This is a genomic window from Enterococcus sp. 1001283B150225_161107_E12, from assembly GCF_015556925.1.
Lineage (GTDB): Bacteria > Bacillota > Bacilli > Lactobacillales > Enterococcaceae > Enterococcus_B > Enterococcus_B mundtii.
The window spans coordinates 1-20,532 of the sequence record NZ_JADNNI010000010.1 but is presented as its reverse complement, the minus strand read 5'-3'; the positions used below and the strand labels follow the sequence as shown (position 1 = coordinate 20,532).

At 39.1% G+C, this 20,532-nt stretch carries 18 protein-coding genes and 1 pseudogene; 17 read left to right on the top strand and 2 right to left on the bottom strand.

The window, feature by feature from the left end; all coding sequences use genetic code 11:
- Nucleotides 1–5: 5 nt before the first annotated feature.
- The gene (locus I2F89_RS09075; RefSeq protein WP_071867170.1) at nucleotides 6–1,211 is read left to right on the top strand and encodes a M20 family metallopeptidase; all 1,206 of its coding nucleotides are present in this window, start codon (nucleotides 6–8) and stop codon (nucleotides 1,209–1,211) included.
- Nucleotides 1,212–1,617: 406 nt separating this feature from the next.
- Nucleotides 1,618–3,030, top strand: coding sequence for a Na+/H+ antiporter NhaC (gene nhaC, locus I2F89_RS09070; RefSeq protein ID WP_195514231.1), 1,413 nt, complete (start codon nucleotides 1,618–1,620; stop codon nucleotides 3,028–3,030).
- Between the two features lie 278 nt (nucleotides 3,031–3,308).
- Here the strand turns inward: nhaC and I2F89_RS09065 are convergent, their stop codons facing one another.
- Nucleotides 3,309–4,673 carry an amino acid permease gene (locus tag I2F89_RS09065; RefSeq protein WP_062804822.1) on the bottom strand — a complete coding sequence of 455 codons (1,365 nt, stop codon included), beginning with the start codon at nucleotides 4,671–4,673 and terminating at the stop codon, nucleotides 3,309–3,311.
- 295 nt (nucleotides 4,674–4,968) lie between these two features.
- On the opposite strand from I2F89_RS09065, the gene I2F89_RS09060 reads away from it, so the two are divergent.
- The 14 genes and pseudogenes from I2F89_RS09060 to I2F89_RS08995 all read left to right on the top strand — a co-directional run bounded on the left by I2F89_RS09060 (nucleotide 4,969) and on the right by I2F89_RS08995 (nucleotide 18,261).
- Nucleotides 4,969–5,859 carry an oligosaccharide biosynthesis protein Alg14 gene (locus I2F89_RS09060; RefSeq protein WP_071867167.1) on the top strand — a complete coding sequence of 297 codons (891 nt, stop codon included), beginning with the start codon at nucleotides 4,969–4,971 and terminating at the stop codon, nucleotides 5,857–5,859.
- 59 nt (nucleotides 5,860–5,918) lie between these two features.
- Nucleotides 5,919–7,019, top strand: a complete 1,101-nt coding sequence (locus I2F89_RS09055) for a glycerate kinase (protein ID WP_195514230.1) — start codon at nucleotides 5,919–5,921, stop codon at nucleotides 7,017–7,019.
- A gap of 251 nt (nucleotides 7,020–7,270) precedes the next feature.
- Nucleotides 7,271–8,785, top strand: coding sequence for an Lsa family ABC-F type ribosomal protection protein (locus tag I2F89_RS09050; RefSeq protein WP_195514229.1), 1,515 nt, complete (start codon nucleotides 7,271–7,273; stop codon nucleotides 8,783–8,785).
- A 104-nt stretch (nucleotides 8,786–8,889) separates the two neighbouring features.
- Complete coding sequence (locus I2F89_RS09045) at nucleotides 8,890–9,417, top strand: histidine phosphatase family protein (protein ID WP_071867164.1); 528 nt, start codon at nucleotides 8,890–8,892, stop codon at nucleotides 9,415–9,417.
- 155 nt (nucleotides 9,418–9,572) lie between these two features.
- Nucleotides 9,573–10,154 carry a polymer-forming cytoskeletal protein gene (locus I2F89_RS09040; RefSeq protein ID WP_071867163.1) on the top strand — a complete coding sequence of 194 codons (582 nt, stop codon included), beginning with the start codon at nucleotides 9,573–9,575 and terminating at the stop codon, nucleotides 10,152–10,154.
- Between the two features lie 171 nt (nucleotides 10,155–10,325).
- Complete coding sequence (locus I2F89_RS09035; protein WP_229078093.1) at nucleotides 10,326–10,895, top strand: hypothetical protein; 570 nt, start codon at nucleotides 10,326–10,328, stop codon at nucleotides 10,893–10,895.
- 4 nt (nucleotides 10,896–10,899) lie between these two features.
- Nucleotides 10,900–11,361, top strand: a pseudogene (locus I2F89_RS09030) (triacylglycerol lipase); the annotation flags it as partial.
- A gap of 195 nt (nucleotides 11,362–11,556) precedes the next feature.
- Nucleotides 11,557–12,072: a hypothetical protein gene (locus tag I2F89_RS09025; RefSeq protein WP_195514227.1), complete on the top strand. Its 516-nt coding sequence runs from the start codon at nucleotides 11,557–11,559 to the stop codon at nucleotides 12,070–12,072.
- 2 nt (nucleotides 12,073–12,074) lie between these two features.
- A complete protein-coding gene (locus tag I2F89_RS09020) occupies nucleotides 12,075–13,433 on the top strand; it encodes a lipase family protein (protein ID WP_195514226.1) in 1,359 nt (452 codons plus the stop codon).
- A gap of 16 nt (nucleotides 13,434–13,449) precedes the next feature.
- A complete protein-coding gene (locus I2F89_RS09015) occupies nucleotides 13,450–13,755 on the top strand; it encodes a hypothetical protein (protein ID WP_086335019.1) in 306 nt (101 codons plus the stop codon).
- A 19-nt stretch (nucleotides 13,756–13,774) separates the two neighbouring features.
- Nucleotides 13,775–14,047 (top strand): hypothetical protein, encoded by a 273-nt coding sequence (locus I2F89_RS09010; protein WP_161642051.1) that lies wholly within the window; start codon nucleotides 13,775–13,777, stop codon nucleotides 14,045–14,047.
- Between the two features lie 269 nt (nucleotides 14,048–14,316).
- Nucleotides 14,317–15,384: a DUF871 domain-containing protein gene (locus I2F89_RS09005; protein WP_074799924.1), complete on the top strand. Its 1,068-nt coding sequence runs from the start codon at nucleotides 14,317–14,319 to the stop codon at nucleotides 15,382–15,384.
- Entirely contained in the window at nucleotides 15,381–16,274 is an 894-nt protein-coding gene (murQ, locus tag I2F89_RS09000; protein WP_071867800.1) for an N-acetylmuramic acid 6-phosphate etherase, read from the top strand. Before I2F89_RS09005 ends, murQ begins: the two co-directional genes overlap by 4 nt.
- A 13-nt stretch (nucleotides 16,275–16,287) precedes the next feature.
- The gene (locus I2F89_RS08995; protein WP_161642045.1) at nucleotides 16,288–18,261 is read left to right on the top strand and encodes a glucose PTS transporter subunit IIA; all 1,974 of its coding nucleotides are present in this window, start codon (nucleotides 16,288–16,290) and stop codon (nucleotides 18,259–18,261) included.
- A 36-nt stretch (nucleotides 18,262–18,297) separates the two neighbouring features.
- On the opposite strand, the gene nrdI is transcribed toward I2F89_RS08995, so the two are convergent.
- Nucleotides 18,298–18,747: a class Ib ribonucleoside-diphosphate reductase assembly flavoprotein NrdI gene (gene nrdI / locus I2F89_RS08990; protein ID WP_071867798.1), complete on the bottom strand. Its 450-nt coding sequence runs from the start codon at nucleotides 18,745–18,747 to the stop codon at nucleotides 18,298–18,300.
- Nucleotides 18,748–18,955: 208 nt separating this feature from the next.
- Here nrdI and I2F89_RS08985 point away from each other — a divergent pair, with 208 nt between their 5' ends.
- Nucleotides 18,956–20,380: a basic amino acid/polyamine antiporter gene (locus I2F89_RS08985; protein ID WP_023520116.1), complete on the top strand. Its 1,425-nt coding sequence runs from the start codon at nucleotides 18,956–18,958 to the stop codon at nucleotides 20,378–20,380.
- Nucleotides 20,381–20,532 lie beyond the last annotated feature (152 nt).

The following is a 20,532-nucleotide window of genomic DNA, read 5'->3' as shown; positions in this document are numbered from 1 at the left end:
CCAATATGACCACATCTACTTTAACAACACATTCTTTTAAGGAAGCAATCCACCAACGATTGGCTGAATATCAAGAACTAGCCCTAGATATCCATGATCATCCAGAGGTCAGTAACTATGAGTTTTATTCGTCAGATGCCTTGATCAAACAATTAGAAAAAGAAGGATTTTCTGTGACAAAAGATGTAGCTGGTCATCGAACAGGATTTGATGCTCGTTACGCTTCAGGAAAATCAGGACCAACGATTGCTTTTTTAGCAGAATTTGACGCTTTACCAGGAATCGGTCATGCTTGTGGACATAACTTGTTTGGTACGTATTCTGTCTTAGCTGCCAGTGTCTTGCGCGAACGAATTGCTGAGATCGGTGGAGAAATCCGGGTATATGGCACACCTGGCGAAGAGGGAGGCGAAAACGGATCAGCTAAAGGAAGTTTTGTACGGGAAGGCTTTTTTGAAGATGTGGATGCTGCCCTTTGTGTCCATCCCGCATACCGTTACGGCAAAACGACAGAATCATTAGCGAACGATCCGGTGGACATCAAGTTCCATGGTGTTGCTTCCCATGCAGCCGCCGCACCAGAAAAAGGAGTGAATGCCTTAGAAGCGTTGCTTCAAGTGTTTAATGGAATCAATGCGTTGCGCCTGCAATTGCCAAAAGACGTTAATATCCATGGCATCATTACGGATGGTGGGGTCGCTGCGAATGTGATTCCTGAATATGCGGCGGGTCGATTTTACTTGCGAGCAAAAAATCGCCAGACATTGAATGCGGTGTATCAAAAAGTCGAAAATATCGTGAAAGGTGCGGCTTTGAGTACGGGAACAAGTTATGAATTTGGGTTGTTCCAAAATTCGGTTGATGATGTGATCGTGACGCCTTCATTTGATGCGCTGTTCTTCCGCCATGCGGATGTAGCAGGTGTACCTGATGAAGAAATCGAAACAAAAGAACAAACAAGTCTAGGCTCTTCTGATGTTGGTAACGTGAGTCATGTGATTCCGACGATCCAACCAACCGTCTCGATTTCTGATGAATATATTGCCGGTCATTCTGAAGAATTTAAAGCAGCTGCTCGCAGTGAAAAAGGACTAGCTTCGATTGCAATTGCTGCTGAACTATTGGCAAATACTGCCTTAGATCTATTTGAAAAACCAGAACTTCTAGATAAAATAAAGCAGGAGCATCAAGCAATCCTTGCAAAAAAATAACGGGAGATGATGGATGGGTGAAAGGATTAGATCGTGATAAATCAAAACATTTGTTTTCAGAAAAAATACATTTAGATTGACAAACTGGACAGATGCAGGTAAACTTCATGAAAGTTCACTTTTCACCCAGTAGTAGTTTTGGTGTTTTGTTCAGAAAGTCGGTGGTTGCTGCGAACCGACCAAGCCAGTTCTATGAATTACAGGAAAAGTTTTAACAATTAAATCATTCAAATCAAAGTGAAAAACAGATCTGTTTTTAATTAAGGTGGTACCGCGGAGAAATTCGTCCTTAGTTGAAAACAGATCTTTTTGTCTTTTTAGGGAGGAAACACAGATGAATTGTGGCGGAGTCATTCGATATCGAAGCTTTTTTAAGACGTAACAAACTTAAAAAAGGAGAATGGATATGGAAAAAATAAAAAAACCTAGTTTTATAGAAGCAGTGAGTGTATTAATAATTATCGTTGCAACGATAGCAGCCGGAGTAGTTGGCTTTAAGATTTCACCGAATATCGCGATTTTGATTGCTATTGGTATGGTCATGGTCTACGCAGTAGTGAAGAAACAGCCAACCGATCGATTACATGAAGGAATCATCAATGGCCTCAAACCGGGGATCATCCCGATCTTTATCTTTATTTTAGTCGGCGCATTGATTGCGGTCTGGATCCAAGCGGGCATCATTCCAACGTTGATGGTTTATGGTTTTAAAATTATTAGTGTCCCCTGGTTTGTGCCTTCAGTTTTTGTTGTGTGTGCCATCGTCGGCAGTGCAGTCGGTAGCGCCTTTACCGTCATGTCAACTATCGGTATCGCCTTTTTCGGTATCGGCACAACGTTGGGATTGAATCCTGCATTAGTTGTCGGTGCCATTGTTTCTGGAGCAGTTTTTGGAGATAAGATGTCGCCATTATCTGAATCGACAAATCTGGCAGCAGCAATTGTTGATGCTGATCTATTCAAACATATCAAACATATGATGTGGTCAACACTTCCGGCATTTATTGTTTCTTTGATTTTGTTTGCATTTTTAGGACATACAGATAAAGGTGCCAGCTTGACAGAAATCCAAAATGTAACAACTATTTTAGAAAACAACTTTACGATTTCGATCTGGTCTCTAATCCCTTTATTCTTGATGTTGGTTTGTGCTTGGAAAAAAGTTCCAGCGATCTTAACGATCCTGTTGAATATTGCCGTAGCAGTTGGAATGATATTAATCCAAGATCCAAGCACTTCCTTCTCAGGACTAGCGACAGTCCTCGAATCTGGTTTTCTATCTGAAACAGGAAACGCGCAAATCGATGCGTTACTTAGCCGCGGTGGGATCGAAAGTATGATGCCTACAGTTTCCTTGATTATTCTGACGCTTTCATTAGGTGGTTTATTGATCGAATTTGAGTTGATCTCTACAGTTATGGAAGTGGTATCGAAGAAAATGACGACGACACCTAAACTGATTTTTACGACACTGATGACAAGTATTGGTGTCAATCTGTTTATCGGTGAACAGTTCTTATCTGTGATCTTACCCGGAAATGCGTTCAAAGAAACATACAAAAAAGCAGGACTTGATCCAACTGTTTTGAGTCGTACCTTAGAAGATGGAGGGACAGTCATCAATTACCTTATTCCTTGGGGGATTGCCGGTAGTTTTGTTGCCAGCACGTTTGGGATACCAACGATGACCTACTTACCATTTGTATTCTTTAGTTTGCTTTCTCCCGTCTTTTCGATGGTCAGTGCCATTACTGGTTTAGGTATTGCAAAAAATAAAGAAAAGCAGGAACAATTGAACGTTGCGAAGGAAACGATATAAACTCAAAAAAATAGTCACCCGATCAGCGGGGGACTATTTTTTTTGGATAATCAAGGGTGTGACTCATCAATTGAACGTATCGATGAAGTGAAACAACAACTATTCAAGTATCGTTGCAAAAAATGAGGGTGATCTTTTTGGACGAATGGGTCATCCAGGCTCAAAATTCTCTAAAAAGACTAATAAAAACCAGCTAGAAAGCTCAAAGATCTATCAAGTGATCTCGTATTTTCTAGCTGGTTCATGGGGAAGTTTTAGTTATCTATCTTTATCATCAATCAAATCGAAGAAAAAGGCTCATTTTTTATCGCAAAGACATCTTTTTTCTTTTGATAGCTAAAGAAAATCACCGCATATAACAAAGCTGTCAAGACCGTTACACCAATTGAATTTGTCATGAGTATCCCAATCAAGATCAAGCTTAACGCGATCAAAGCAAATAAATTAAAGCTTTTGGCTTGCCAAGTGCCTTTCTTCAATGCTAAACGAAAAGCGGCAGCGCTGATCATTAGCCAAATCACGAGTACCGTATAAGAAAGGGAACCGGCTAAGTAACCGAAAAGTTTGTCACCTACGAAATAGGAAAGGATGACACCTAGATATAGCACGCTGGTACAAAATAATACAGCACGTTGTGGCACATAATGTTTGTTCAACTTTGCCAGTTTCTTGGCGGTGCCTTTTTTGTCTTTCAAACGGAAAAACAATAGACGGGAAGAAGCATAAACGCCAGAATTGATCGATGAAAATAGTGCCAAGACAATGACGAAGTTCACGATATCACTAGCAAAAGGGATATTCATCTGTTCAAACACCAAGACGAACGGGCTAACCGCAGAACCAGCTAAAGTGTTCCAAGGGAAAAGAATCAGCAATAAGAAAAGCGGAATAATATAGAAGGAAACAATTCGGCCCATGACCCCTTTTATCGCTTTTGGAATGGCTTTTTTAGGATCGTCCGCTTCACTGACGGTGATTGCAATCAATTCCGACCCGCCATATGAATAGATAACGACAAGTAATGAACTAACGACCCCTTTTAATCCATGGGGAGTAAAGCCACCGTGATCAGTCAATTGACTTAATGTAGGAAAAATTCCAGTTCCTAACATTTGTTGTCCGACGAGATATAACCCGAAAAGAATCATCAAGATAATGACACTGATCTTCGCAAAAGCCAACCAATATTCGGTTTCAGCAAACAAGCGGACAGAATAAAGATTGATCAGAGTCGTTAAAATAGCTAAAAGTAAGATGAAACACCATGCAGGTACATGCGGGAACCATAATTGTAAGAAGGAAGCTGCTGCTACAGCCTCGGCGATGATATTGATCATCCACATGGAATAATAGACCCAGTCGACGAAGTCCGCAGAATGATTACCTAAATAAGGGCGAATCAAGCCAGATAATCCATGTTGTGTATCCCCACCGTCTAAAACTAACTTACCTAGACCACTCATAACAATAAATAAAATACCACCACCGATCAAAAAGGCAAGCAAAACTGCAGGACCAGCGATCCCAATTGCTTCACCACTTCCTTTGAATAAACCAGCACCAATTGCACCACCCAGAGCAAGCATCGTGATGTGTCTAGAGCTTAGCTGTTTTTTTAATTTTGTTTGTTCTGTACTTTCCATCAAAAACCCTCTTTTCTAAAAACATAGCTGAAAAAACAAATAGGTTATAAAATAATATTCTCTATAATAACAAATTGTCTGACAATTACAACTATTCTGAAAACTTTTTTGTAATTTTTAATGAAACAATCATAGAACTCTTATCTGTTTTGATAATTATTGTTATATTTCTATAAAAAATAACTTGAAACGAAAGCGTTTCATTCGCTTTTTCCTTTCATGCAGGGCTATTATAAGAGGAAACCCATACTTAATAGGTTTGTTTTGAGTAAGTAAAAATAAGGAGTTGATAACTATGAGCCAACACGAACGATTGCTTATAGCGAAAAATAAGGCGTTATATTTTTTCCCATACGTACAAACAATGGACGTCATCTCAGCAAAAGATTTGATGGATGATTCCTTTATGTCATCGTTCCAACAGCAACTCGATCAATATAAACTAATTATTTTTTTAGATTATGGTTTTGATGTGGCATTTGCTTCTCGCATTCGACCGTACACAAATGCGAAGATCATTCTCTTCTTTTGGAACCATTTCAAAGAAGAGCACCTTCAGTTATTGAAGAAAGCAGAAGCAGAACCAGCAATTGATGACATTTACCATTTTGATATTTTAGAAGCAAAAGAGTTAGGAATTAAGCACAATAGTTCGTTTTATTCAAAAGAGATGCAATTACCAAAAGCTGAAGTCACGACTGATCTCTTCTTTGGCGCAACTGATAACGGCAGAAAACAACGAGCAGATGATTATCAAGCCACATTTGAACAGTTAGGTATCTCAACAAATTTTTTTATTTTACCAAGTCGTGGAAATGATCAAGAAGGGTATCTGACCTATACAGAATATTTGCAAAAGACGAATGGTTCGACAGGTATTTTAGAATTGTTGCGAGAAGGTCAAAGTGGTGTGACATTACGAACATTTGAATCGATTTTCTTCCAAAAGAAATTAGTCACTGATAACAAAGCGATTTCCGGGTATCGTTTCTACAATCCACAAAATATTTTCTTGTTGGAAGAAAGGAATTTGGATGAACTTCCTGCATTCTTAAATAGCCCTTATCAAACCGTCGATCGTGAGATCATCGAATTTTTTGATGTAGAAAATTGGTCACAGCGGTTTATCGATTATGATCCTGAAGTATTTTCTATCTATGAATATAGCGGTATTGAAGCACGTTAGATATGATATAGTTAAAGAAAAACACGTTGTTCAATCATCACAGAAAAAGGAGTCTCAAAATGAAATTACTTGCAGCAATCGATTCGTTTAAAGGTAGCGCATCGTCTATTGAACTCAACCAAGCAGCATTGCAAGGCTGGGGGGAGGCGGAACAAACAGTCAATCAACCCATCGCTGATGGTGGCGAAGGAACTGCTGAAGTGATTTACGCTACTTTAGGCGGGGAATGGCGAACACTTTTTTGTCCGGATTTGCTCTTTCGGAAAAAAGCATGTCGTTATTTACTGACACAAAAAAAGAATCGTAAGTTAGCCATCATTGAATCGACGGAAGTTATTGGATTGGACTTGTTGACCGAACCGACAGATCAAACGATCCGGTTAGCTTCAAGTTTTGGTTTAGGAGAGTTGATCAAAGATGCTTTGAATCAGCAAGTAGACGAAGTTATCGTAACATTAGGTGGTAGCGGTTGTTCTGATGGAGGCTTGGGTTTATTACAGTCTTTAGGGGCGAAACTAAATGGTGTGACAGAAGGGAATCCTTTGTTATCCATCGAGACAATCGACGTCTCTCAATTAGAGCGAATCGAGCAACGATTGACGATCGCAGCGGATGTTACGAGTCCTTACACTGGCAAACAGGGTGCGACTCAACTATTTGGGAAACAAAAAGGTGGTTCACCAGAAACTCTAGCATTTTTGGAAGCCCAAGCAGAAAAGGTCGCTGAACAAATCAAAGAACGCACAGCAATTGATTTGAATAAACTCGCTGGCAGTGGCGCAGCTGGTGGAATCGGAGGCGCTCTAGCCATTGTCGGGGCTACGATGAAAGCAGGTTTTATGACTGTCTCTGAGTTAGTAGACTTAGAAGATAAAATCAAATCAGCCGATATCGTGATTACAGGAGAAGGACGGATCGATCAACAGACAATTCATGGGAAAGTGCCTTATGGTGTGGCTTCTTTGGCAAAAAAACACAACAAAAAAGTTGTAGCAATCTGTGGGAGTCGGGAAAAAGATTTAGGTCAATTAACGACGATTCTTCCTAGTGTATTTAGTATCCAAACTGGCCCGACTTCTCTTGATAAGGCATTGGATCATCAAGAAACACTAGAGAACGTCAGAATACTTTCACAGGCAATCAGTGGCTTGTTGCAATAATTTATTGGTTGACAGTCTTAAAACACCTATGGTAACCTAGTGGCAAATAAAGACAAAGTGAGGGATCCGCGCATTGAAAAAGTAAGTCAATTTGTTGAAGCTGCATTTTAACTATACCTTGTTCGTTCAAGGGGATAGTATGCAGATTTTCAGAATTGGCTGCTTTCAATGAGTGGGTCTCTTTTTGTACTCATCTTCTTTGACCAGTTCTGAAAATAGGACTGGTCTTTTTTATAACGAGGTGAAGATAAATGTCTAAAATCGAAATCAAACAATTGACGTTTGGCTATGACAGCCAAGACAATCTGTTATTCGATCAAGCAAACCTAAATATTGATTCCACATGGAAATTAGGACTGATTGGTCGAAATGGTCGTGGCAAAACGACGTTATTAACTATTTTGCAAAACAAACTACCTTATCAAGGACAAGTGACCCATCAACAAGAATTTGTCTATTTTCCACAACAGGTCAGGGAAACGAATCGACTAACCTATGATGTGTTGTTAGAAGTTTCAGATTGTGAGTTATGGGAGATCGAGCGTGAGTTGATGCTGATGCAGGCAGATCCGGAAATTCTCTGGCGCCCTTACGATTCCCTTTCCGGCGGAGAAAAAACAAAAGTATTGCTGGCTCTCTTATTTACCGATGAGCAGCATTTTCCACTGATTGACGAACCAACAAATCACTTAGATGTGGTTGGGCGTCAGCAAGTAGCTGAATACCTGAATAAGAAAAAACAAGGGTTTATTGTTGTCAGTCATGATCGTCAGTTTATTGATGAAGTCGTTGACCATCTTTTGGTCATCGAAAAAAGTCAATTAGTGATCTATCAAGGAAATTATTCCGTCTACGAAGAACAAAAGCGTAGAAAAGATGAATTTGAGTTAGCACAAAACCAAAAAATCAAAAAAGAAGTCGGACGTTTGAAAAAAACCGCAGCTGAAAAAGCGGAGTGGGCTAACTCTCGAGAAGGAGACAAAACAAAAAAACGTGTTGGCTTTATTGATACCGAAGCACGGCGTGTCAATCGTGGCGCAATTGGAGCGGATGCTGCTCGTACAATGAAACGTTCAAAAGCGATCGTCAATCGGATGGAAACTCAAATTAGTGAGAAAGAGAAATTATTGAAAGATCTAGAGTCGATCGATTCATTGAACATGTGCCCAAATCAGTCGCATCATAAACGCTTATTGACAGTAGAAAATCTACAATTAGGCTATGAAGAGATGTTATTCGATCCTATCAGCTTTAGCATCGAGCAACAAGAGTGTGTGGCAATAACTGGACCTAATGGTAGTGGTAAATCATCGATCATCCAGTATTTACTTGGGGAATTTACTGGTCAATCCAAGGGGGATGTCACGCGTCCGGCAACAATCAGCATCAGTTATGTTCGCCAAAACTATGAAGATAACACCGGAACATTAACAGATTTTGCGCAAAAGAATCAGCTAGACTTGGAACTCTTTTTAAATAATCTTCGTAAATTAGGAATGGAAAGAGACGTGTTTCATACCTCCATTGAAAACATGAGTATGGGGCAAAGAAAAAAAGTGGAATTAGCCAAATCATTTGCACAATCCGCAGATCTTTATATCTGGGATGAGCCATTGAATTATCTGGACGTGTTCAATCAAGAACAAATCGAGCAGCTTTTATTACAAGTCAAACCAGCGATGTTGATCGTCGACCATGACCAGCGATTTTTAGAAAAAGTCGCAACGAAAAGAATCGACTTGAGAAGAAGAGAAACACACATTTGAATCACTAAGGCTAATCGAACGTCGTCGATTCCAAGCAGATGATCCATTTGGACTGAAATTGTATGATAAAATTGAAAGAGCATAAAATAAAGGAGAGTTATCTAATGTTATATATTACTAGACATGGCGAAACGACTTGGAATGCTCAAGGCTTAGTTTGTGGCCATGCAGACATCGAATTAACAGAAAAAGGGAAACAACAAGCAGAAAAACTCGCTGAAAAAGTTGCAAACTTGGAAATACCGATCACCAAGATCATTCATTCCCCTTTGCAACGCGCAAGAGATACGGCACAAGCGGTAGCCAAAAAAGTCAATCTACCTATGACAGTGGATGAACGACTGATCGAGATGGATTTTGGGGATTATGATGGGCGTCCTAGCGAAGATGAAGACTTTCAACGTGCACGCCAAAATTTTGCGGTACGTTTTCCAAATGGGGAATCGGTTTTAGATGTGTATGCACGGATCACCCCTTTATTGAAAGAGTGCTTAGAAGATGAGGACAATGTCTACTTGCTTGTTTGCCATAATGCACTGATCCGAATCATCAATGCCTATTTTCATCCAATGCCAAATGACACATTCTTTGACTTTTTTGTTGAAAATACAGAATTAGTTACCTTTGACTAGCTGTTTTTATTCTTGGCGTAACAAGAATAACTAGAGGATGTTATCGTAAATGTTCTGCTATATAAAATATTTTTTCTTTTCATGAAGATTATTTCACATAAGTACGCTTTCATGGTATAATTTCATAGGAATACAAAAAGAGAGGAAGAAATTTAATGTTATCAAAAAAATTATCTTTATTAGGTTTAACAGCAACAGCACTTTTGGCTTTAGGAGCTTGTGGTGCTGACAACAATGATTCAGCTAATTCTAGTTCAGCTTCATCAACAACAGAAGTAAGTACAACAGAAAGTTCAGCAGATGTTGTATCAACAGCTTCAATCAGTGATGATCCAGCTGTTTTAGAAAAAGCAATGTCAGCTGACGGTAACTGGATCGTTGCAGCAACAGGTGATGTGACATTCTCAAATGATGTAACTATCGCAGGCGAATTCCATGACAAAGATGATGCAAGTGCAGACATCTACCGCAAAATTGCTTTGTACTCACAAGACGATGACCGTAACGTAACTGCTGAATACACAATCACTGTTCCAACATTGATCGTTGAATCAGAAAACACAAATATCGTTCACGGAACAATCAAAGGTGACGTACTTGTAAAAGCGAACGGCTTTGTATTAGACGGAGCAAAAGTAGAGGGTAACGTAACATTTGAAAAACAAGAATACCAAGATTCAGCAAAACTTGACGAAAACGACGCATCAGTAACAGGCGACGTAACAGTTAGCGAATAATCTTATAGTCATAAAGACATCTAAAGCAGAAATCCTTCTGTTTTAGATGTCTTTTTTCATTAAAAAACATCCGATATCAATCCTTAGTAATACGACCATAGGCATAGTGAGAAGTTTTACATAAAAACAATTGAGTGAAAAAACGTATATAACAAAAAAGAGAGTAACCCTATGATAGAGAATAATATGGGGGAACAGATATTCATAGATAAAGGAGGATATATGAAGAAACGGTATTGGCTAGGTGTGTTAGTGATAATCATTTTAGGAGGAATCGGAGGAAAAATGCATATGGATAAAAGGGAAGAAGATCGCCAAGAATTGCTGGAAATACAGAAAGATTTGGCGAATTATATGTATAACAATTATCGGCTCTACAAGAGAGATCCTAAGAAACAAGAGGAAATCGTGGAGGAATACCAAAAAGAAGGAGGAATAACAACCGAAGAATACTTAGAAAGAATGTTGAGTATCAGAGAGTATACAGATATTGAGAAAATAGAATTTACTGGATATACAGTAAGTCCAATGAATTTTTTAAAAGTACATTTTTTGATAAATGATTCAAATAAGCAAATTGCTACATTAGGTGTCAAATCTGCTGAAACTGATAAATGGATTTATGATATCGATTCAGGTAAAAGTAAACCCGGTAATAAATACTATTTAGAAGAGCTAGAACATCCCAATCGTAATCAACTAAATGAAATAAAGATTGTATTTTACAATGGAGGGATATAATTCAATGGATCAAAATAGAAGATTCTCAGATGAAGTATATCAAGTTGGAAATGGTAATCTATTCGTAGGTGATAGGATAAAAAGAAATAAAAACTATATTGTTATAAATACTATAGATACCAATAAAGACAAAATTGGTAATGAATCTAAACCAAAGAAAAACAGTACACAGGCAATGGTTGTACCTGAACTTAAGGATCAGTACAAGACATTTGATACCGAAGAGCTAAAGAAAGTCAATGGCTTCCCCGACTCCGTCATCACCAAAAACCTTACGATTGCCTATGCTGGCACGACTTCGCTCAAAGATTGGCATACAAATCTTGAGGAAATTGGTCGAAGTAATAAACATCCAGATGGCGCATTTTTCTCCGCTTTGAACTATGCCCGTGAAATTGAAAAGCAGTACCCGAAATCAGAAGGCTATACGATCTCAACGACTAGGCACTCGTTAGGTGGAGCTAAGTACACTTCTTGCCGCAGCAATCAAAGACAATGACAAAGTATCTACTGAAATAATTAATTTTTTATCGTGGCCATACATAACTATTAAAACCGAGCATTCAATAAAAAAATTATATCTTACATAAAAATTTCCAGAATGAGTAAGAAGCTTATTCTGATTATATATAAAACTTAATGAAATCTGAAAGGAGGATATATGAAGAAACGGTATTGGCTAGGTGTGTTAGTGATATTTATCTTAGGAGGAATTGGAGGAAAAATCTATATGGATAAAAGAGAAGAAGATCTTCAAGAATTGCTGGAAATACAGAAAGATTTGGCGAATTATGTGTACAATAACTATCGGTTATATACGACGAATGATAAGGAAACTGATAAGTTTACACAACAATATAGTAATGGAGAGTTGACAACAGAAGAATATGTAGAAAAAGTTGTAAGTGTTAGGAAATATATAGATATAAACAAAATAGAATTTACTGGGTATTCGATTAGTCCGATGAATTTTTTAGAAGTACATTTTAATTTGAATAATTCTAACAAGCATATCGTAACTTTGGGAGTAAAATCCGCAGAAACAAATAAATGGCGCTACAATGTCGATATAGGTAGAAAAAAAACTGAAGACAAGTATTTTATAGAAGTAAGAGAATTTCCTAATGGAATAGAAACACCTACTGAAATAATTGAATATTATTACGGAGGTTTATAATTATGGATCAAAATAGAGATTTTTCCAATGAGGTTTATAAAGTTGAGCATGGAGAAATTGAAATGAACACTAAAATTGGAGAAAAACAAGATTATTTAGTTATAAATACCATAGATACCAATAAAGACAAAATCGGCAATGAATCTAAGCCAAAGAAAAATAGTACGCAGGCAATGGTAGTAGCAGAAATTAAAGATGAATTCAAAAAACTTAGTGATAATGAATTAAGAAAAGTACCTGGCTTCCCCGACTCCGTCATCACCAAAAACCTCACGATTGCTTATGCTGGCACGAATTCGCTCAAAGATTGGCATACTAACCTTGAGGAAATTGGTCGAAGTAATAAACACTCAAATGGTGCATTTGCTTCTGCCTTGAACTATGCCCGTGAAATTGAAAAGCAGTATCCCAAATCAGATGGCTATACGATCTCAACGACAGGACACTCATTAGGTGGCGCTAAAGCACTTTTTGTCGCAGCGATCAATGATTATGATAGTGTGACGTACGGCGCGGCGGGACCAGGGCTTGCACAAGCCTTATTCGATAATCATAACGGTACCCTGATCAATATCTACGACACTTCGGATGTCGTCACGAGTGGGCTTTTCACTGGTGGGAAAGGGATGCTTCCAATCAATAGTTTTGGAATCGATAATTCGGGCTGGGAAACATTTGGCCATTCGCTGGATCAATTCAGAACAGATGAAGAGGGAAATTATATCGATAAGCATGGACAGATCATCGTATACGTCGATGGTAATGGAAGTATCTTGTTAGCCCCAACTTTGTGGCAACAAACACTTTTGGAAAACGAAGCAATGATCAAATTACTAGCAGTCAGTGGCGAGCATACGCTAGATGAAATCAAGCGTTTGAAAGAAGAAAATGAGTGGCTCAAGGTTCAAATCAAAGAATTCTTGACATTAAAAGAGTTACGGCAGAAGCTGACTGCAAGTGGCGGTGGACTTTCTCAATCAGAAAAAATTTATTTAGAGGATAGCCAAGCATTAGCTGTCGTACGGACCGCAGCAAGTAAATTTGATGAGGCGATGAGCAATGTTCGCGTGATTTACCAAAACGGGATCACGGAGTTGGAAGAGTTATGGAATGACTGGTTGGGAAGAATACGCAATTATACGCCACATTTGACGTACAACGAGGTAATTGAAACATTAGCCGAAGTTAATTGTACAAAATGGGAGATTGTCGATGAGCCAACACAAGAATTTAGAGATAAGATCCGCCAGATCGATCAGATGTCGGAACGGTTTCAAACGCTCGCCGATGAAATCACCCGAAAAATCAATGAAATGGTGGCACGTGACAAAGAATTAGCGAATCAATTGTTTGGGGTATAAAAGGAGGAGAGGAAAATTGAGTCAGGAAATACAGCTTTATGAAACATATCAAGCAACGAAACGAGGGTTATCAGAGCAAGAAGAAGCAATGATTGCAACAGAAAGAAAAGTCCATGAGCTAGCGGAAGCGACTTATAAAGATCTCCGATTGATTTTGCAAACTTTTTCTGAACCACAAGAGGCTTTTGACTATGGACGTATTATGATTTCTCGTTTAGAAGAGGATCTGTCGACGGAATTGCGCCATCAACGAAAGAAAATCCAGCTTGACCTAGAAGATAACGAGCAGATCTATCGTAAGAAACTGGCACAATTGGATTAAAAAGAATGGAGGTTTTGAAATGTTTGAAATGATTGAAATGATTGATCAATGGTGGGAGAAATATCAGAAAGATATGGAAAAATGCTTAACTCGTTCACTTGGAATCGCGCTGAAAAGTGAGAAGGGATTGAAAATAAGAACGACAAATCAATCTGGGAAGAATGAGACAAATAGAGCAAAACACACGATTTCTTCAGCAGGTACAGGATTGAAGGAGACCCTCAAAGGGCAATTTGGCAACAAAGTGTCGCTAGTTTTAGACGAACAAGAAAAAGCCTTAGACAAAGGTTAGTCAAAGAAACACAAAAAACTTATTCTTACATAAATTGATTAAAGGATTCTGTCAGAATTGATCAACTGAATAATCTATAAAAGCCGAAAATAGGTTGGACTATTTTCGGTTTTTTTGGATTAGTTGCTTAGATGAATTCATTGATTCGTTTTTTTTACACTACCAAGAAATGAAATTTAATATATTTTATATTTGTGTTGAAAAATTATTTCATACGAAGTATAATCAATTTATAAATGAATGCGGATACATGGTGAGGGGGAGAGTACATGTTTGGTTTTTCTGTATTTATGAATCAAGAGTTGTCCGAAGAAACGAAAACGTATATCCATGAAATGGCAGAGAAGGGATTTATTGGCATCTTTACATCCATGCATATTCCAGAAGATGATCCATCAGCTTATAAAAGGCGTTTGACGGAACTTGGCCAAGAAGCAAAAGCAACCGGATTAGAGTTGATGGTAGATATATCGGGTAAGGCATTAGAGTTGGCAGGGTTCTCCTTAGAAAATCTTGAGCCATTAAAAGAGATTGGTGTGACAGGGCTGCGGATGGATTATCACCTGTCGAACCAACAGATTGCGAAGTGGTCTCATCAATTGAAAATCAGTTTGAATGCAAGCACGATCACTGAACAAGATGTGCAAGAATTAAAAGAAGCAGGTGCTGATTTTACTCAGATGGAAGCTTGGCACAATTATTATCCGCGCCCAGAAACAGGGTTAGACAAATCGTGGTACCAAAGAAAAAATCAATGGTTAGCAGAACAAGGATTTACGATTCAAGGATTTGTACCAGGAGATGAAGTGTTGAGAGGCCCTTTATACAAAGGACTTCCAACATTGGAAGAACATCGCTATCAACATCCTTTGGCAGCAGCGCTAGACTTAGCTTCATGTGAAACCGATCTGATCTATATTGGTGACGGTGGGCTATCGCTGACCACCCAGGAACAATTTTTGTATTATAAAGAAACAGGCGGTATCTTATTACATGTGACATTGTTGGACCCAACATTTGGTCCAATCATTTTAGGTACACATACGAATCGACAAGATGAAGCTAAAGCTGTGGTACGTAGTGCAGATGCACGATTTAGAGAAATCCCTCCTATTCCTGCTCGATTAACAGATGAACGGAAAATAGGTACGGTCACGTTAGATAATGAAGCGTATCTTCGCTATATGGGTGAAATCCAACTAATGAAAGAAGATTTACCAGCAGATGAAAAAGTCAATTGTGTGGCACGAGTGATCTCGGCTGATTTGCCATTGATCCAACAAATCCATGCAGGAATGATTTATAAATTTAAATGTAAAGAAGGAATTGAGAAATGACGATCGATTTAGATAAATTAACAACGGAACGTAGAAATCAAAAGACATTTGGTTTGGATGAGATGAGTGTTTCTGAAGCCGCTCGCTTGATGAACCAAGAAGATCATGAAGTGGCGGCAGCTGTCGCAAAAGAACTACCGAGTATTGAACCAGTGATTGAAGCAGCGATTGTTTCTTTCAAAAAAAATGGACGCTTGATCTACATGGGCGCTGGCACAAGTGGACGTTTGGGCGTATTGGATGCAGCGGAGTGTGTTCCTACATTTGGTGTAGAGCCTGAAATGGTCGTTGGTTTGATTGCAGGTGGTGAAGCGGCTATGACTGTCGCAGTTGAAGGTGCAGAGGATTCACTTGAGTTAGGGAAAGAAGATTTGATCCAGTTGAACTTGACGGAAAATGATTTGGTCGTAGGTATCGCGGCTAGCGGTCGCACGCCTTATGTGATTGGTGGCTTGGACTATGCTCGTTCAATCGGCGCAAAGACGGCAACGATTTCTTGTAACAAAGAAGCTGAGATCAGTCAACATGCTGATTTTCCTATTGAGGTAGATGCCGGACCAGAATTTTTAACAGGTTCGACACGTTTAAAATCTGGAACTGCACAGAAATTGATTTTAAATATGATTTCTACAATCAGTATGATCGGTATCGGAAAAGTATTCAATAATCTAATGGTCGATGTCAAGCCAACAAATGACAAATTAGTCGAACGTTCAAAGCGAATCATCATGGAAGCAACCGAAGTGGATTATGAAACAGCAGAAAAATACTTTTATGAAGCGGAACAAAATGTTAAACTAGCCATCGTTATGTTATTGACGAATAGTAACAAAGAGACAGCGAAAAGGAAACTAGCTGAGGCAGACGGCTTTGTAAAACGAACGTTGTAAGGGGGAAAAGGAAATGGCAAAAAATGAATTGACTTTGACAGAACTGGCAAAACAAATTTATGCTGGAGCTGGTGGCATGGGCAACGTAGACAGCGTTGTCCATTGTATGACACGGGTTCGGATGAAAGTCATTGATGAATCGTTGGTCGACATAGCGAAATTGAAAGCGATACCGGGCGTGTTAGGAGTAGTCGAAGATGAACAGTTACAAGTCATCATCGGACCAGGGAAAGTAAACAAAGTCGCACAAGAAATGGTTGACCAAGCAGGAGTCAAACTAGGTGAAAAAATCCCTGGAAACCCTAATGTTACAACTGGTTTATCAGGGAAAGACAAGGTCAACGAACGTGCCCAAGAGATGAAGAACGTACAAAAATCAAAACAAAAACCGTCAAAAATCAAATCAATTTTAAAAGATATCTCGAATATATTTGTCCCAATGATTCCAGCTTTTGTTGGTACAGGGATCGTTGCAGGGATCGCCGCAGTATTGACAAACCTTGTGACAGCCGGAACCATCGATGGTGCATCATGGCAACAGTACATCGACATCATGAACATTCTTAAAAATGGGATGTTTAGTTATCTTGTCATCTATACTGGGATCAATGCCGCTCAAGTATTTGGCGCAACGCCAACACTTGGTGGAGTAATCGGTGCAGTTGTCATGTTGACGGGGATGAATCCAGAAGCTCCTTTGACGAACTTGTTTACTGGAACGCCACTTGCTGCCGGACAAGGTGGGATCATCGGAGTGATTTTTGCGGTCTGGTTGCTTTCCATCGTTGAAAAGAAATTACACAAAATCGTTCCTGATGCAGTAGACATCATTGTGACACCAACACTTTCATTGATTGCCATCGGGCTGATCGAGATTTTCTTGATCATGCCATTAGCTGGTTTTATCTCAGATGGTATGGTAGGAGGGATCAATTGGGTACTTAGTGTGGGTGGCGCCTTCTCAGGATTTGTATTAGGTACATTATTCTTACCGATGGTCATGTTTGGTTTGCATCAAATATTGACTCCGATCCATGTGCAAATGATCGATGAAACAGGACGTACATTATTATTGCCTATTTTAGCAATGGCAGGAGCTGGACAAGTTGGTGCTGCGCTTGCTTTATGGGTACGTTGTAAGAAAGACAAAGAATTGACTGAAATGATCAAAGGTGCGTTACCTGTAGGGATTTTAGGGATTGGTGAACCATTGATCTATGGTGTAACATTGCCTTTAGGTCGTCCATTCATTACTGCTTGTATTGGAGGCGGTATCGGTGGTGCGGTGATCGGCTTGATCGGGAATATTGGTGCCATTGCTATTGGTCCTTCTGGCGCAGCGTTGATTCCTTTGATTTCAGATGGCAAATGGTTTGGCTACGTCCTTGGATTATTAGCTGCTTATGCGGGCGGATTCTTAGCTACTTTCTTTTTCGGGATTCCTAAAGAACAATTAGCGAAAGAAGAATTAGCAGAAGAAGCACCTGTTTATACAGCATCAAGTACTGACTCAACAAATCAAACACAAGCCGTTCAATTATGTGCAGTAGCAGATGGTACAGTGCAATCAATCGAACAAGCGAGTGATCCTGTATTTGCTCAAAAGATGATGGGAGAAGGGTATTTTGTTGAACCAACGAATGGTCATATCTATGCGCCAACTTCTGGGATCATCAGCTCTATTTTCCCAACGAAACATGCCATCGGATTAACAACAGCTGATGGGTTAGAGCTATTAATCCACATGGGAGTCAATACTGTGGAACTAGGTGGGACGCCATTTGATATAAAAGTGAGTGAAGGACAAGCTGTCACAAAAGATACGATGATAGCGGACGTGGATCTAGCTGCGATCAAAGAGGCAGGAAAAGAAACCGCTATGATGGTTCTTCTGACAAATATGGAGCATGTCTTAACGTTTGTTTTGACACATACAGGTGAAGTAAGAGCAAAAACACCAGTGATGGATGTTGAAAGTGTAAAATAATAAAAAGCGCAAAATCAAAGGATTTTGCGCTTTTTATTAAGCTCTATATCGTTGAACTAAAGCATGGTAGATTCTTTCAACATCTGTTGGCGTACCACGTAATTCATAATCTTCTACCATAGGGAAGCCGAATTGTTCAGCATATTGTTTCGCTGTCAAACAATATTGATAGTTAAAGTTTTTATTTCCGCTACCGACAACACCAAGACAAAGCGCATGATTTTCTTGATATTCCAAGTATTCTCGCATGGTTTCTGTCAAAATCTCTTGGTCACCACTATCAATGCCATTGCCTCCTTCTAGATAGGTTGGCACAAACACAAAGAAAGGTTTGGTTTCTTTTTCAAAGTCGCTATTTTCATGGATCTCTTTTAGGTGGACTAAGGGAAGTGAAGCATCTTTTTCATGTTGTTCCGTAGCAAAAGCTGCTAATTTTTTGACGAATCCTCGGGTATTACCAGAAATTGAGATATATAAGATATTCATGATATCGTCCTCCAATCATTCTTATCCAGTATAGCATTTTTTTGTTTTTTAGGTAGAGAAGAAGAGGAAGAGAAGCGGTCGCTTTCCTTGTATAATTAGAAAAAAATAGTTACAATTAAATTTCAATTAGAATTTTTTAGAAAAAAATAAATGAAACGAAGTTTTGCTATACTTTGCATAAAAGCGGTTTATTTTGGAGGATGCGTACATGGACACAGAGCAACAGAAAAAAGGTATTGGATTGATCCCACTAGCGGCCTTAGTGATTGGGTCAGCGATTGGAGGTGGCGTTTTCGGTATTATGACCGACATCTCAGGATCGGCTGGTGGCCCAGCATTGTTCAGCTGGGTATTAGTTGGGACGTCCATGATGATGCTCTCTTTGTCAATCAATAATATCAATAAGAAACGTCCAGAATTAGAAGGTGGTATTTTTAGTTATGCCGAAGCTGGCTTTGGTCGATTTTCGGGATTCATCAGTGGGTGGGGCTATTGGCTGACCTGCTGGTTAGGAAACGTGGCATTTGCTACGCTATTGATGAGTGCGTTGGGCTATTTCTTTCCAGTATTCGATGGGGGTCAAAATGTCGCCTCGGTCATCGTCAGTACTATATTTTTATGGGGATATGCTTGGCTCGTCAATCGAGGAGTCGAAAATGCCAGTTACGTCAATGCAATCGTGACAATTTGTAAATTAGTTCCGCTATTTTTATTTATTATTGTTGCTATCAGCACGTTCTCATTGCAACAATTCATCAATAATTTTTCAAGTGATATCATCTTGAATGCCAATGGACAGCCGATTCCTTTCTCAAGTCAAATCCTAAGTTGTATCATGGTGATGCTTTGGGTATTTGTTGGAATTGAAGGTGCATCTGTGGTTGGTTCACGAGCGAAGAAAAAATCAGATGTCGGAAAAGCCACGATCTTAGGGATTTTTGGATTGATCGTGATCTATGTTTTAGTTTCGATGTTGCCTTACGGTACGATGACGATGGAAGAACTCCAAACAATCCAAACGCAACCAGCAATGGGCTATGTGTTTGAGATGATGGTTGGTAAATGGGGAGCTGTCGTGATCAATGGTGGACTGATCATTTCCTTGGTCGGTGTATGGTTATCTTGGACGATTTTACCCATTGAAACGATGCGCAATATGGCGGATGATGGCTTATTGCCAGCGCGTTGGGGGAAAGTCAATAAAAAGGGCGCACCGACATATGCGATCGTATTAACGACTTTATGTACAAATGTCTTTTTGCTTTCGCTACTGTTTACAGATAGCGCCTATAACTTTGCTTATACTTTAGGAACTGCAGCGATCTTCTTTACGTGGTTGTTCTTAGGATTGTATCAAATGAAACTATCTTATCAAAGAAAAGAATGGGTCCAATTCTTGGTTGGCTCATTAGCAAGTGCTTTTCAAATTTGGGCAATGCTATTTGTCGCTTTCAATGAAGTGATGCTCGTTCTTGTATTATTTTTACCAGGTATCTTATTTTATCTCAAAGCAAGAAAAGAAAAACAGCAAGCTGTTCCACAGACAAAACTTGATTATTTATTGCTTTCGTTAGTCTCGATTTTTGGAGTAGTGGCATTGGCATTATTTGCAACTGGGGTATTGCACTTATAAAACTCACAAAAGTTGAAAACCATTCTTTTGTATCACTCAAAAGCATCTAAGAGATCGACCTGATTCAGGTCATTTTGTAGTGACCCCAAAAAGTTAGACTTTTATGGAGTGGAGAAATCCACTCCTTTTTTGTACGATAAAATTAACTGTTA